At 58.2% G+C, this 13,745-nt stretch carries 17 protein-coding genes; 12 read left to right on the top strand and 5 right to left on the bottom strand.

Going from position 1 to position 13,745, the window contains the following annotated elements:
* Positions 1–114 precede the first annotated feature (114 nt).
* The 5 genes from folM to LCH65_RS07635 are packed head-to-tail and all read left to right on the top strand — an operon-like array spanning position 115 to position 2,458.
* Entirely contained in the window at positions 115–825 is a 711-nt protein-coding gene (gene folM / locus LCH65_RS07655) for a dihydromonapterin reductase (RefSeq protein WP_003433655.1), read from the top strand.
* A 21-nt stretch (positions 826–846) separates the two neighbouring features.
* Positions 847–1,410, top strand: a complete 564-nt coding sequence (gene folE / locus LCH65_RS07650; protein ID WP_003433656.1) for a GTP cyclohydrolase I FolE — start codon at positions 847–849, stop codon at positions 1,408–1,410.
* Positions 1,410–1,781, top strand: coding sequence for a dihydroneopterin triphosphate 2'-epimerase (folX, locus tag LCH65_RS07645; protein WP_003316983.1), 372 nt, complete (start codon positions 1,410–1,412; stop codon positions 1,779–1,781). Before folE ends, folX begins: the two co-directional genes overlap by 1 nt.
* A 43-nt stretch (positions 1,782–1,824) precedes the next feature.
* Entirely contained in the window at positions 1,825–2,124 is a 300-nt protein-coding gene (locus LCH65_RS07640) for a DUF1244 domain-containing protein (protein WP_003365478.1), read from the top strand.
* On the top strand, positions 2,117–2,458 hold the full coding sequence (locus LCH65_RS07635; protein WP_003365480.1) for a HopJ type III effector protein: 342 nt from the start codon (positions 2,117–2,119) through the stop codon (positions 2,456–2,458). Before LCH65_RS07640 ends, LCH65_RS07635 begins: the two co-directional genes overlap by 8 nt.
* 261 nt (positions 2,459–2,719) lie before the next feature.
* Here LCH65_RS07635 and trxB read toward each other — a convergent pair whose 3' ends face one another.
* Entirely contained in the window at positions 2,720–3,682 is a 963-nt protein-coding gene (gene trxB / locus LCH65_RS07630) for a thioredoxin-disulfide reductase (RefSeq protein WP_003316986.1), read from the bottom strand.
* A 359-nt stretch (positions 3,683–4,041) separates the two neighbouring features.
* On the opposite strand from trxB, the gene cysZ reads away from it, so the two are divergent.
* On the top strand, positions 4,042–4,803 hold the full coding sequence (cysZ, locus tag LCH65_RS07625; protein WP_003433659.1) for a sulfate transporter CysZ: 762 nt from the start codon (positions 4,042–4,044) through the stop codon (positions 4,801–4,803).
* 182 nt (positions 4,804–4,985) lie between these two features.
* Positions 4,986–5,330 (top strand): hypothetical protein, encoded by a 345-nt coding sequence (locus tag LCH65_RS07620; RefSeq protein ID WP_096136846.1) that lies wholly within the window; start codon positions 4,986–4,988, stop codon positions 5,328–5,330.
* Between the two features lie 97 nt (positions 5,331–5,427).
* On the opposite strand, the gene LCH65_RS07615 is transcribed toward LCH65_RS07620, so the two are convergent.
* Complete coding sequence (locus LCH65_RS07615) at positions 5,428–6,024, bottom strand: hypothetical protein (RefSeq protein WP_096136847.1); 597 nt, start codon at positions 6,022–6,024, stop codon at positions 5,428–5,430.
* A gap of 321 nt (positions 6,025–6,345) precedes the next feature.
* Here LCH65_RS07615 and LCH65_RS07610 point away from each other — a divergent pair, with 321 nt between their 5' ends.
* Together LCH65_RS07610 and LCH65_RS07605 are read left to right on the top strand one after the other, a co-directional pair.
* Positions 6,346–6,645, top strand: coding sequence for a hypothetical protein (locus LCH65_RS07610; RefSeq protein ID WP_096136848.1), 300 nt, complete (start codon positions 6,346–6,348; stop codon positions 6,643–6,645).
* Between the two features lie 80 nt (positions 6,646–6,725).
* Positions 6,726–7,946 (top strand): glycosyltransferase family 1 protein, encoded by a 1,221-nt coding sequence (locus LCH65_RS07605; RefSeq protein ID WP_096136849.1) that lies wholly within the window; start codon positions 6,726–6,728, stop codon positions 7,944–7,946.
* On the opposite strand, the gene LCH65_RS07600 is transcribed toward LCH65_RS07605, so the two are convergent.
* From LCH65_RS07600 to LCH65_RS07590, 3 genes are all read right to left on the bottom strand, one after another.
* Positions 7,915–9,018 (bottom strand): NADH:flavin oxidoreductase, encoded by a 1,104-nt coding sequence (locus LCH65_RS07600; protein WP_044309923.1) that lies wholly within the window; start codon positions 9,016–9,018, stop codon positions 7,915–7,917. The genes LCH65_RS07605 and LCH65_RS07600 overlap by 32 nt on opposite strands.
* Positions 9,019–9,175: 157 nt before the next feature.
* Positions 9,176–9,664 carry a glutathione peroxidase gene (locus LCH65_RS07595; RefSeq protein WP_003365493.1) on the bottom strand — a complete coding sequence of 163 codons (489 nt, stop codon included), beginning with the start codon at positions 9,662–9,664 and terminating at the stop codon, positions 9,176–9,178.
* 131 nt (positions 9,665–9,795) lie between these two features.
* On the bottom strand, positions 9,796–10,281 hold the full coding sequence (locus tag LCH65_RS07590; RefSeq protein ID WP_003365497.1) for a peptidylprolyl isomerase: 486 nt from the start codon (positions 10,279–10,281) through the stop codon (positions 9,796–9,798).
* Between the two features lie 14 nt (positions 10,282–10,295).
* Between LCH65_RS07590 and LCH65_RS07585 the strand changes: the two genes are divergently transcribed.
* The 3 genes from LCH65_RS07585 (at position 10,296) to LCH65_RS07575 (ending at position 13,742) form a co-directional block, all read left to right on the top strand.
* A complete protein-coding gene (locus LCH65_RS07585; protein ID WP_003365499.1) occupies positions 10,296–10,601 on the top strand; it encodes a DUF3565 domain-containing protein in 306 nt (101 codons plus the stop codon).
* Between the two features lie 78 nt (positions 10,602–10,679).
* Positions 10,680–12,770 (top strand): phosphate acetyltransferase, encoded by a 2,091-nt coding sequence (gene pta / locus LCH65_RS07580; RefSeq protein WP_003408730.1) that lies wholly within the window; start codon positions 10,680–10,682, stop codon positions 12,768–12,770.
* Positions 12,771–12,833: 63 nt separating this feature from the next.
* The gene (locus tag LCH65_RS07575) at positions 12,834–13,742 is read left to right on the top strand and encodes an acyltransferase (RefSeq protein ID WP_226439280.1); all 909 of its coding nucleotides are present in this window, start codon (positions 12,834–12,836) and stop codon (positions 13,740–13,742) included.
* Positions 13,743–13,745: the final 3 nt, after the last annotated feature.

The raw sequence follows: 13,745 nt of genomic DNA, 5'->3' as shown, positions 1-13,745 counted from the left end.
TGATGCCCAGGGTTGTACAAAAAAATTCTCTGGTATAACTTTGCCTGTAAACCGGAAGAAACAATCGACCGTACAATCCCCGTCCACTACGGATAACCGATACGTGAGCTGTCGATGGCAATGTCTTCTGCACCTATCCTGATCACCGGCGCCAGCCAGCGCGTGGGCCTGCATTGCGCCTTGCGTCTGCTGGAACACGGGCAGCGGGTGATCATCAGTTATCGCACCGAGCACGAAAGTGTGACGGAACTGCGCCAGGCTGGCGCAGTGGCCATCCACGGGGATTTTTCCTGCGAAGCCGGCATCATGGCTTTTGTCGAGCTGTTGAAAACCCAGACCTCAAGCCTGCGGGCCATTGTCCACAATGCTTCCGAGTGGCTGGCAGAAACACCGGGCGATGAAGCCGACAACTTCACACGCATGTTCAACGTGCACATGCTGGCGCCCTACCTGATCAATCTGCATTGCGAGTCGTTGCTGACCGCCAGCGAGGTCGCTGACATCGTGCATATCAGCGATGACGTGACCCGCAAGGGCAGCAGCAAGCATATCGCCTACTGCGCAACCAAGGCCGGCCTGGAAAGCCTGACGCTGTCCTTCGCCGCCAGGTTCGCCCCACTTGTCAAAGTCAACGGCATAGCACCGGCGCTGTTGATGTTTCAACCCAAGGATGATGCGGCCTACCGCGCCAACGCCCTGGCCAAGTCGGCCCTGGGCATAGAGCCTGGTGCAGAAGTGATCTACCAGAGCCTGCGTTACCTTCTGGACAGCACCTATGTCACCGGCACAACACTGACCGTAAACGGCGGACGGCACGTCAAGTAAGCCGCCCCGAGGATCATTCTGATGAGTTCGTCCCTGCCCCAGCACTATCGAGACATTCTGCTCGGCCTTGGTGAAGATCCAGACCGCGAAGGTCTCCTGGATACGCCGAAACGCGCCTCCAAAGCCATGCAGTATCTGTGTCATGGCTACACCCAGAGCGTCGAAGAGATCGTCAATGGCGCGCTGTTCGCCTCCGACAACGATGAAATGGTCATTGTCCAGAACATCGAGTTGTACTCGCTTTGCGAGCACCACCTGCTGCCGTTCATAGGCAAGGCGCATGTGGCGTACATTCCGACCGGCAAGGTACTGGGCCTGTCGAAGATCGCACGCATCGTCGACATGTTTGCCCGCCGTCTGCAGATTCAGGAAAACCTGACCAAACAGATTGCCGATGCGATTCAGAAAGTCACCGGAGCCGCCGGTGTGGCTGTGGTCATCGAAGCCCAGCACATGTGCATGATGATGCGCGGCGTCGAAAAGCAGAATTCAACCATGAACACGTCAGTGATGCTGGGGGCCTTCCGTGACTCGAGCAACACACGCATGGAGTTTCTGCAATTGATCGGACGGAGCAGACAATAATGGCAAGACTCGAACCTGGCACCGCGCGCATCCGGGTCAAGGACCTGCGCCTGCGTACCTTCATCGGCATCAATGAGGACGAAATCCTCAACAAACAGGACGTGCTGATCAACCTGACGATTCTCTATGCCGCTCAGGAAGCGGTCCGGGATAATGACATCGAGCATGCCCTCAACTATCGCACCATCACCAAGGCCATCATCCAGCACGTCGAAGGCAATCGCTTTGCCCTGCTGGAAAGACTGACCCAGGAAGTGCTGGATCTGGTGATGAGCCACGAGGCGGTGACCTACGCTGAAGTGGAAGTCGACAAGCCGCATGCCCTGCGCTTTGCCGAGTCGGTATCGATCACGCTCGCCGGTCAACGCTGAAACTCTTATCATGACGTCAACCGTCCACTGAAAAGAGCCCGTCATGACCGAGCAAGAACGCCTCGAACTCGAAGCCGCAGCCTTCCGCCGACTGGTCGCGCATCTGGACAGCCGCAAGGATGTCCAGAACATCGACCTGATGAACCTGTCCGGCTTTTGCCGTAATTGCCTGTCCAAGTGGTACAAGGCCGCCGCTGACGAAAAGCACATCGACCTCAGCCTCGATGATGCGCGCGAAGTGGTTTATGGCATGCCATACAGCGAGTGGAAAGCCCGCTATCAGAAAGAAGCGAACGCCGAACAACAGGCGGCGTTCGTCAAGGAAACCAAACAACATGACTGATCTGAATTCCCTGCGCACCCGCTTGCGCAGCGGCGAGCATGCGTTTGCCGACACCCTGGCGTTCATCGCCGAAGGCTACGACTACCAGCCTCAGGCCTTCAGAAACGGCGACGTCGACAATGCTGCCGGGCAAAACGAAGGGTCGTGCAAGACGCTGGGCCTGGCGCTACTGGAAGGTTTGACTGACGAGGAGGCACTGCTGGCGTTCGGCGAGCATTACCGCTCGGTACAAGCCACACCTGAAGGCAGCGACCACGGCAATATCCGTGCGCTGATCGCGAATGGTCTGGCGGGTGTGAAGTTTGAAGGCGAGCCGCTCAAGCGCAAGGCTTGATCGGCTGGGTTGAAATCACATCGTTCTAGTGCCCATACCTGGGCACTCCACGCTATACACGCGTCCTGGTAAACCCGGAAAACGGGGTTAAACACAGCATGAGGCAGAGTACAGCCCACTGTGGGAGTGAGCTTGCTCACGAAGGCATCGGTTCAAACACCCTGTTTCTGGGGAATGTGCTGACCTCCTCGCGAGCAATGCGGATCGCTCCGCTCCCATAAGATTTGTGTATAGCGATGAGCGCTTGGGCACGAGAGCAAATCAGAACGATACGTCAGCCAGCCCGTCCAGGTAGCGCTCGACGTCCAGTGCCGCCATGCAGCCGGCACCGGCCGAGGTAATGGCCTGGCGATACACGTGGTCAGCCACGTCGCCGGCAGCGAATACGCCTTCGACGCTGGTCGCCGTGGCGTTGCCTTCACGGCCACCCTGCACAACCATGTAACCGTCTTTCAAGGCCAGCTGACCGTCGAACAACGAGGTGTTTGGTGTGTGGCCGATCGCGATGAACACACCGTCGACTTTCAGCTCGCTGCTGCTGCCGTCGTTGTTCTTCAGGCGCGCACCGGTCACACCCATGTTGTCACCCAGAACTTCGTCCAGTGTGGCGTTGAGCTTGAGTTCGATCTTGCCCTCGGCGACACGTGCGTGCAGCTTGTCGATCAGGATCTTCTCGGCACGGAAGGTTTCGCGACGGTGAACCAGGGTCACCTTGCTGGCGATGTTGGCCAGATACAGCGCCTCTTCAACCGCCGTGTTACCACCACCCACCACTGCGACTTCACGGTTGCGATAGAAGAAGCCATCGCAGGTGGCGCAGGCAGACACACCCTTGCCCATGAACGCTTCTTCCGATGGCAGGCCCAGGTAGCGGGCGCTGGCGCCGGTGGCAATGATCAGAGCATCGCAGGTGTAGGTTGCGCTATCGCCCTGCAGGCTGAACGGCTTGCCAGCCAGGTCAACGGAATTGATGTGGTCGAAGACAATTTCAGTCTCGAAACGCTCGGCATGCTCGCGCATGCGTTCCATCAGCGCAGGACCGGTCAGACCGTGCGGGTCGCCTGGCCAGTTATCAACTTCTGTAGTCGTGGTCAATTGGCCGCCAGCCTGCATGCCAGTGATCAGCAGAGGCTTGAGGTTGGCGCGAGCGGCGTAGACCGCAGCGCTGTAACCGGCAGGGCCGGAACCGAGAATGATCACTCGGGAATGACGTACGTCTGACATGACACACTCCTATCGACCGACCGTTTACGCCGCGGTCGGGACGGCTGGATAAAAAGGACCACCGAAACGCTTGGGGAAGCGTCGTTTGGTTCGGCAGGTCCTGAAAATTCTGACCTGAAGGACAGGTCCTAGATTGCCGAACAGCCTATCGGGGCCGCAGAGGTTAAGGAAATATCGTTTCACAATCCACCCTATAGGTCACTTCTATAGCGCGGGCGCTTGAAAGCGGCGCCATCCGGATATTCTTCGTCGAAGGATACGCCACAAGTCTGACATGCTCAAAAACCGTCGGCGCTCCGCTCTTTCATGGCCATCACAAAGCCGGTAAGGTCACGCCTTTCAAGCACTCGGAGACTCCCATGCCCGCTCCCGCCCTTACCGGCCCGCAATACCTGAGAGAGGGCCTGAAACTGGTCCTCAGCCCTGGCTTGCGCTTGTTCGTTCTACTGCCATTGAGCATCAACGTGGTGTTGTTCTGCGGCCTGATCTATCTGGCGGTGCACCAGTTCGAGCTGTGGGTCGACACCTTCATGCCGACCCTGCCCCACTGGCTGAGCTTTCTCAGTTATATCCTCTGGCCACTGTTCGTGGCGCTGGTGCTGCTGATGGTGTTTTTCACTTTCACCATGGTCGCCAACATCATTGCCGCACCGTTCAACGGGTTTCTGTCCGAAAAGGTCGAAGCCGTGGTTCGTGGCGTAGACGAATCGCCCGATTTCAGCTGGGCCGAACTGGTTGCCATGGTGCCCCGCACCCTGGCCCGCGAAGCACGCAAGCTGGGCTACATGCTGCCACGCATGCTCGGCCTGTTCATCCTGTCGTTCATCCCGGTCGCCAACATCATCGCCGCCCCGCTGTGGCTGTTGTTCGGGGTGTGGATGATGGCGATCCAGTACATCGACTACCCCGCCGACAACCACAAGCTGGGCTGGAACGAAATGCTCGGCTGGCTGAAAAGCAAGCGCTGGCAAAGCCTGAGCTTCGGCGGCATTGTCTACGTCGCCTTGCTGATCCCGGTGGTCAACCTGCTGATGATGCCCGCGGCAGTGGCCGGTGCAACGCTGTTCTGGGTGCGCGAGCGCGGCGCGGATGCGTTGCCGGTGACCCACGCACGAGGCTGAATGCCGACCTGCCGGGCCGCGCCATGCGGTTCGGCACACCCGAAGAAAAATCACACGCATATAAATATGCACCGCAACTCACCCCGCCAACCAAGGCTAAATGGGGCCTCAATCAATCCGTTCATGTGAAGCCAGCTTCCATGAAACTCAGCGACACATGAACTTAACAAGGAAGTTAAATCATGAATGCTCAAGTAAATCCTGCTGCACTGACCACCGACAACGCAACCGTTCAGGAAAAGATCCGCGCCTTTCTGGTCAGTGAACTGGCCGAATGGTCGATCAATCCGGACGACGTATACATCAACGGTGTAAATAACCCGGAAGAACGTTTGGTCATCAGTTCCAGCTCCCTGACTGCAGAGGCAGCCAACCGTGTTTTCGAGAAAGACGCTCCGTCTTACTCTACTCGCACCGCAGGCCTGTTCAGCGTGGCGTATTCGTATGCTGATGAACATCGCCTGGCTGCTCCGGACCTGGCCAAGGTGGGTGAAGTGATCGGCCAACTGGTCAGTGACCTGGGCTGAATGCTCTGATTGAATGGCCGAGTGACAACAAAGCCTGAAAAAGTGCCGAATAGATAATGGATGATCTGTTCGGCACTTCCATTGGCATCAATAGCATCTACCCTGCAGCAGACGCAGAGAGGTAGGTCGGTATACTCATCAACCAGATTACACACCCGGCAAGAATCCATATGCCATTGGCCCATGTCAATCTTGAGTTGGTACTTCCATCTGGATCAAGCGCCGCAGCATTCATCTTCGACTGCACCAGCATTAAATTAAATGTTTGCGCAGTGGCCAGCAGAACGGCCCATACCAGCCAGCCGCCGACCGGTTTGAATTGCATATGCCCGGAAACACCTTGCGAAAGCACCATCCCCACAATAGTCAACGCCAGCAACACCAAGCCGCTAATCGCCCAGTACGCCATGTGACCACGCCCCTGTCGCCGCAGACTTTTGTCCACAGTGCGAAATAGTGGAAAGGCGTAAATAACGGCGAAGATCACACGCGCAACGGGCCACACCTTACTGCCTGAAAATTTCTTGTTCAGCGACCAGTTTCGATAAAACCAGTAAATCGCGAAAAAGCCCGATGTCAAAAGATACAGAATGAAGAATTTCTTTAGAGACACGACATAAAATTCCGGACCTCTACTGTCCGTTTCATCTTTTTCCAGGCCGGCTTTCGGTGGCGCATACATTAAATCTGACATTTCATATCCCTTTGAAAAGAGAGCGGATGCTATCAGACGAATCAAAACCCTGCAAAAAAATATAGCTACAAAGAAGCTTCCTACAAACAAAAGCCTCAAGCCTTACAACCATTACCAAACTCGTCTACCTGACAGTCGGCAAGCGGTTGCCGCTAAAGAACAAACATTACCAACGTTTCAAAAAATTTCATGTAGGCCGTCTCTGTAGGTAAAAAAAATTAACACCCTGCCCACTCGGTTCAAGCGTGTAGGACCAAACTAATTTATCAATATTGGCATTACGCTTGCTCTGTTGCGTCTAGACAACAGGAGCATAGAGTAATGGAAAACATCGTAAATACCGCAACAGTCAAACCCATCAATACCAACCGACCTGCAGGTCTCGAAACACTCCCGCAATCGCGATCAGGTAGGTTTGCTCAGATATTGAGCCAGAGGGTCGAAGACCTTACAGCGACCGAACCTGCCACTCTGGGCAAACATATCCAGCCCCGCTCGACCTTTTTTATGGAAAACATGAGCCTTGAGCAGCTCAGATCTGTGGTCGACGACAACGGATTTCTGCCAAAACCTGCAGCCATGGAGCGAATCGCCGACCCTAAAAATCGCCGAGTGAGATGAATCGGGGCGGTTGATGTGAAGCCACTTGAAGTTCACACAACCGCCACATAACCGAAATGTAACCCGCCGAAACTGCTCCCATGAGCCAAATTCTTAATGTCACCCTGATTACTGAAACCTTCACTCCCGAGATCAACGGCGTTGCCAATACCCTGGGGCGTCTTTGTGAAGGGTTGCGGTTGCGCGGGCACCGGGTCGAGCTGGTGCGGCCACGTCAGAACGACGAGATCGGCGCGGGCGCTGCGGAGGACCTGCTGCTCTGCCGGGGCTGGCCGATACCGGGTTACCCGGGGTTGCAGTGGGGTCAGTCTTCTATGCACAAGCTGTTGCGCCGCTGGCAACGGCGTCGACCGGATGTGTTGTACATCGCCACTGAAGGCCCGCTGGGTTTGTCGGCGCTACGGGCAGCTCGGCGCTTGGGAATAGCGGTGATCAGCGGCTTTCACACCAATTTTCCACAGTACACGCAGCAATACGGCATGGGGTTTATCACTCGGCTGCTGACCCACTACCTACGCTGGTTCCACAACCGCTCGCGCATGACGCTGGTGCCGAGCATCAGCCAGAAGGTGGAACTGGAGCGGCGCGGCTTTGAAAGGATCGAGTTGTTGTCTCGTGGTGTCGACAGCCAGATGTTCAACCCGTCCAGGCGTTCGCAGGCTCTGCGCGAAAGCTGGGGCCTGCAAGCAGGTGATATCGGCGTCATACACGTCGGCCGCCTGGCACCCGAGAAAAACCTGGGCTTGCTCAAAGCCAGCTTCGAAACCCTAAAGAACAGTTACCCGCAACGTAATATCAAACTGATTGTTGTCGGCGATGGTCCGCAGCGCCAGCAGCTTGAGGAGCAGATCCCGGATGCGATCTTCTGCGGCACTCAGCGCGGTGAAGTGCTGGCCATGCACTATGCCTCGGCAGATATGTTTCTGTTCCCCAGCCTGACCGAAACGTTCGGCAACGTGGTCCTTGAAGCGCTGGCCTCAGGCCTCGGCGTGGTCGCCTACGATGAAGCCGCAGCCGGGCAGCACATCCGCCATGGCCACAACGGTGCGTTGGCCATGCCGGGTGACGAGGCGGCATTCATCGACGCGGCGCGCTGGTTGCTGGAAGACAGCGAAACATTGCGCCGGGTGCGCCTCAATGCTCGTCAACACGCCAGTCGCCAGGGCTGGACGGCGATAATCGATCAGTTCGAACGGCAATTGCGTGAGGCCTGCCCGGGCGAAAAACCTGTAAATGCCAAAGAGATCAGGCCGGTAGCCAGCAAGAAGATCAGACCAGTGTCATCAGTGCGTCTCGACTGAAAGGCAGGATGTCCTGCTCGCGGCCCTCGCGCACTTTCAATGCCCAATCCGGATCGACCAGCAGCGCACGTCCCACCGCCACCAAATCGAACTCGTCGTTGCCCAGCCGCTTCAGCAGATTTTCCAGGCTGGCCGGCTGAGCGACCTTGTCGGTGTTGACCATGAACTGCAGGAACTCGCCGTCCAGTCCGACGCTGCCGACAGTAATGGTCGGTTTGCCGGTCAGCTTGCGCGTCCAGCCCGCCAGGTTCAGGTCGGAGCCTTCGAACTCAGGCTCCCAGAAACGCCGGGTAGAGCAATGAAAGATATCCACACCAGCGTCGGCCAGAGGCTGCAGAAACTCGCCCAGCGCCTCGGGCGTTTGCACCAGACGCGCGGCGTAATCCTGCTGCTTCCATTGTGAGAAACGGAAGATGATCGGGTAGTCCGGGCCCACTGCGGCGCGCACGGCCTTGATCAGTTCGAGGGCAAAACGTGAGCGGTTGGCGAGGCTGCCGCCGTACTCGTCGCTGCGCTGATTGCTGCCTTCCCAGAAGAACTGATCGACCAGGTAACCGTGAGCCCCATGAATTTCGACACCGTCCATGCCAATTGCCTTGGCATCGGCGGCAGCCTGGGCGAAGGCCGCCACGACTTCGTCGATGTCCTGCTTGCTCATGCCATGCACCAGCACCTGACCGTCCTTGACCTTCTCCATCGGCCCGTAGGCAGGCACGCTGCCATCCGGCTCGGTGCCAGGACGGCGAACTGCGCCGACGTGCCAGAGTTGCGGAACGATGCTGCCGCCCTCCGCATGTACTGCCTCGACCACCTTGCGCCAGCCGGCCAGTGGCGCGTCACCGAAAAATTGCGGGACATTCGGATAACCGTTGGATGCCTTGTGATCGACCGTCGTACCTTCGGTGATAATCAGCCCGACACCTGCCGCCGCGCGCCGCCGGTAGTACTCGACGACCTTCGAGTTGGGCACGTGCCCTGGCGAAAACGAACGGGTCATGGGGGCCATGACCACACGCGATGACAGCTCCAGGCTGCCCAGACGGAAAGGCGTGAACAAGGCTTCTGCCGACATGCGCAACTCCTGTGAAATGGTCGATTGTCATCAGGCGCGCAGAGTATCGCCGGGCGTCTGCGGTGGCCCAGTACTATTGATCTGGCTGATTTGAGTTCAGAAGCGACGAGCGCGCAAGAAAGCCGGGCGAATGCGAAATGCTACCCCGGCTATACGATCAGCCTTGCGCCAGGGCCTTTTCAATGGCCTGGATCACGGCAGGATCATCCGGAGTGGTACGCGGAGAAAAACGTGCGCTGACACCACCGTTCTTGCCGACCAGAAACTTTTCGAAGTTCCAGGTGATATCCCCGGGAAACTCGGCACCCTCGCCCGCCAGCAAACGGTAAAGCGAGTGACGATCAGGGCCGTTGACGTCGAGTTTTTCACCCAGCGTAAACGTCACGCCATAGTTGAGCTGGCAAAACTCGGCGATCTCTTGCTCGGTACCTGGTTCCTGCCCGGCAAACTGGTTGCACGGCAGACCCAGTATCTCCAGGCCTTGGTCCTTGTACTGCTGATAGAGGTTTTCAAGTGCCGCGTACTGCGGTGTCAGCCCGCATTTGGACGCGACGTTGACCACCAGAACCACTTTGTTCCTGAAATTCGCCAGCGGCAGTTCCTGGCCACCCAGCGCTTTCAATTTGATGTCGTGAAAAGCACTCATGAGAACCCCTTTTGAAACAAGTCGCCCCAGGCTACAACCCGAAAAAAGGCACCGTGACCGCACGCGTAACGAAAGTCGTCATCGCAGAACAGCCAGGGCGCCTTTTCAGTGCCTGAGCTTAGCAGCACAAATCAGTGTTGATGGCCGCCTTCACCATGAACATGGCCGTGCGCCATTTCTTCTTCACTGGCATCACGGATAGCCACAACCTTCACGTCGAAGTTCAGACGCTGACCCGCGAGCGGATGGTTGCCGTCAACGGTGACATCGTCGCCTTCCAGATCACGGATAGTCACGATCTGCATGCCGCCATCCGGGCCGGATGCGTGAAACTGCATGCCGACTTCGAGCTTGTCGACGCCTTCGAACATGCTGCTGCTCAGGGTGCTGACCAGTTCGGCCGAGTACTCACCGTAGGCGTCTTCGGGCTCGACGGCAACGTTCAGCTGGTCGCCTACTTCCTTGCCTTCCAGTGCCTTTTCCAGGCCCGGGATGATGTTGCCTGCACCGTGCAGGTAAACCAGCGGCGCACCACCGGTAGAACTGTCGATGACCTCACCAGCGTCGTTGGTCAGGGTATAGTCAATGGAGACAGCCTTATTGGCGGCGATCGGCATGGGGACAAGACCTTTTGCTTAAGATTGAAGAACGGGCAAGTTTAACCAAGCAATCGCCCGAAAGCGAACGCAACTCTGACGGACGGCCCGCTTTGAAAGGTTCAATCGTTATCGATCTGAGACAGGACGAGCACGGGCACTGGTTCGCGCTGCTGTCGTGCGGCCACACCCAGCACTTGCGTCATGATCCTCCGTGGCAGTCACGCCCTTGGGTACTCGACCCTGCACAGCGTCAACAGATGACCGGTAAAGCCTTTCGTTGCGGCTGGTGTGCGAACGCCGCAGATAACGATAGTCTTGCCGCAGAGAAATCGCGTTAGACGGTTTCCGGACTTTTTCGGTCGGCAGCGCTTCCCTATGTGCTGCGACCCCTTGCACTGCTCAATCGAGAAGCCAGTATGCAGACTTTTTTTATCGCCCCCACTGACTTTGGCGTGGGGTTGACCTCCATCAGCCTGGGACTGGTGCGCACGCTGGAGCGCGCCGGCTTGAAAGTAGGCTTTTTCAAACCGATCGCTCAGCCACACCCCGGCGATCTGGGCCCCGAGCGCTCGACCGAACTGATGGCTCGCACCCACGGCCTCAAGCCGCCCAAGCCTTTGGGGCTGGCGCATGTCGAACGCATGCTCGGTGATGGTCAACTGGATGAACTGCTCGAAGAGATCATCAATCTTTATCAACAGGCAGCGGTCGGCAAGGATGTGCTGGTGGTCGAAGGCATGGTCCCGACCCGCAGCGCGAGCTATGCCGCGCGGGTCAATCTGCATTTGGCCAAGAGCCTGGATGCCGAAGTCATTCTGGTCTCCGCCCCGGAAAATGAAGTGCTCGCCGATCTGTCGGGCAGGGTCGAATTGCAGGCCCAGCTGTTTGGCGGCCCCAAGGACCCCAAGGTGCTGGGGGTGATACTCAACAAGGTGCGCACCGAAGAGAGCATGGAAGTCTTCGCCTCGCGCCTGAAAGAGCACTCGCCGTTGCTGCGCAGTGGCGACTTTCGCCTGCTGGGCTGCATTCCGTATCGCGCCGAACTCAACGCACCGCGTACCCGCGATGTGGCCGAGCTGCTCGGCGCGCAGGTGCTGAACGCAGGCGACTACGATCAGCGCCGCATGACCAGAATCATCATTTGTGCCCGTACCGTGCTCAACACGGTTCCGTTGCTCAAGCCGGGTGTGCTGGTGGTGACGCCGGGTGACCGCGACGACATCATCCTGGCGGTGAGCCTTGCAGCCATAAACGGCGTACCGCTGGCCGGCCTCCTGTTGACCAGCGATACCGTGCCCGACCCACGCATCATGGAGCTGTGTCGCGGCGCGCTGCAGGCGGGGCTGCCGGTGCTGTCGGTCAGCAGCGGCTCGTATGACACGGCCAATCGCCTGAATCAGTTGAACAAGGAAATCCCCATCGATGACCGCGAGCGCGCGGAAAACATCACCGATTTCGTTGCCAGTCATCTGGACGCCAACTGGCTGCACCAGCGCTGCGGCACGCCCCGCGAGCTGCGCCTGTCGCCCGCGGTGTTTCGCTATCAGTTGATCCAGCGCGCGCAGGCGGCCAACAAGCGCATCGTACTGCCTGAAGGCAACGAGCCGCTGACCATCCAGGCCGCCGCCATCTGCCAGGCGCGCGGTATCGCGCGTTGCGTGTTGCTGGCCAGACCCGAGGAAGTGCACGCCGTTGCGCAGGCGCACGGCATCGAGCTGCCGCAGGGGCTGGAAATTCTTGATCCGGACCTGATTCGCGAACGCTATGTTGCGCCGATGGTGGAACTGCGCAAAAGCAAAAGCCTGAATGCCCCCATGGCCGAGCAACAGCTCGAAGACCCGGTGGTGATCGGTACGGTGATGCTGGCGCTGGACGAGGTAGACGGGCTGGTGTCCGGCGTCATTCACTCCACCGCCAACACCATCCGGCCAGCCCTGCAACTGATCAAGACCGCGCCAGGCTGCACGCTGGTGTCTTCAGTATTCTTCATGCTCTTTCCCGAGCAGGTGCTGATGTACGGCGACTGCATCATGAACCCGCATCCGAGCGCCAGCGAGCTGTCCGAGATTGCCTTGCAGAGCGCCGATTCGGCCACTGCGTTCGGCATCTCGCCGCGCGTGGCGATGATCAGTTATTCCAGCGGCAACTCGGCCAGCGGCGAAGAGGTCGAGAAGGTCCGCGAAGCGACGCAACTGGCACGCGAAACCCGCCGCGATCTATTGATCGACGGGCCGCTGCAGTATGATGCGGCCGCCAACGAACAGGTCGCCCGACAGCTGGCTCCGGACAGCGCGGTCGCAGGACGCGCCAACGTGTTCGTGTTCCCGGACCTGAACACCGGCAATACCACGTACAAGGCGGTGCAACGCAGTGCCGACTGTGTGAGCCTCGGCCCGATGCTGCAAGGCCTGCGCAAACCGGTAAACGATCTGCCGCGCGGCGCGCAGGTCGACGACATTGTCTACACCATCGCGCTGACAGCCATACAGGCCGACACGCTGTCCTGATACCTGACACGAGTGCCGCAGAGCAGTCTGCGGCTTCCGATAACTTGCGGAGCCATCTCCTTCATGGATTTCCTGCCTGCCCCGTTACGCGGCGTCATTGCCTCGCTGTTGCTGGCGCTGAACACCATCGTCTGCTGCACGGTGCTGTTCGCGGTCACGATCCTCAAGATCTGCCTGCCCTTCTCTGCGGCACAGCGTTTCACCGACTGGTTGATGAGCCACATCCATGAAACCTGGATCGGCAACAACAATGCCTGGATCAAACTGCTGTGCCACACCCGCTGGCACCTGAGCGGTCTGGAAGGGCTGGATTACAAGCACTCGTATCTGGTCACCAGCAATCACCAGAGCTGGGTCGACATCATGGTCTTGCAGTACGTGCTCAACCGGCGTATTCGCCCATTGAAGTTTTTCCTCAAGCAGGAGCTGATCTGGGTTCCGGTGATCGGTCTGGCGTGGTGGGCACTGGGCTTTCCATTCATGAAGCGCTACTCCAAGGCGTACCTTGCCAAACACCCGGAAAAGAAAGGCAAGGACCTGGAAACCACCCGCCGCACCTGCGCGAAGTTTCGCCATAACCCGGTGGGGATTTTCAACTTCGCCGAAGGCACGCGCTTCACGGCCGGCAAACACGCGCAACAGAACTCGCCGTTCCGCCACCTGCTCAAGCCCAAGGCCGGCGGCATTGCTTTCGTGCTGGATGCGATGGGCGAACAGCTGGAGTCGATCATCAACGTGACCATCCATTACCCTGGCGGACAACCCGGCTACTGGGACCTGCTGTGCGGTAACGTGAGGGAAGTGGTTGCGCACTTCGAAGAGATCAAAATCCCGCAGCAGTTTCTCGGCAAAAATTACGACCAGGACGGCGAATACCGCCTGGAATTCCAGCAGTGGATCAATATGCTCTGGGAAGAGAAAGACCTGCTGCTGGACAGCCTGCATGAGCAGTATCCGGCGCAGCATGGATAGTGA

Source organism: Pseudomonas sp. MWU16-30316 (genome assembly GCF_020515645.1).
In the GTDB taxonomy this organism is placed as follows: Bacteria; Pseudomonadota; Gammaproteobacteria; order Pseudomonadales; family Pseudomonadaceae; genus Aquipseudomonas; species Aquipseudomonas cerasi.
The sequence above is the reverse complement of the archived record's forward strand: the minus strand, read 5'-3'. Positions and strand labels throughout refer to the sequence as shown.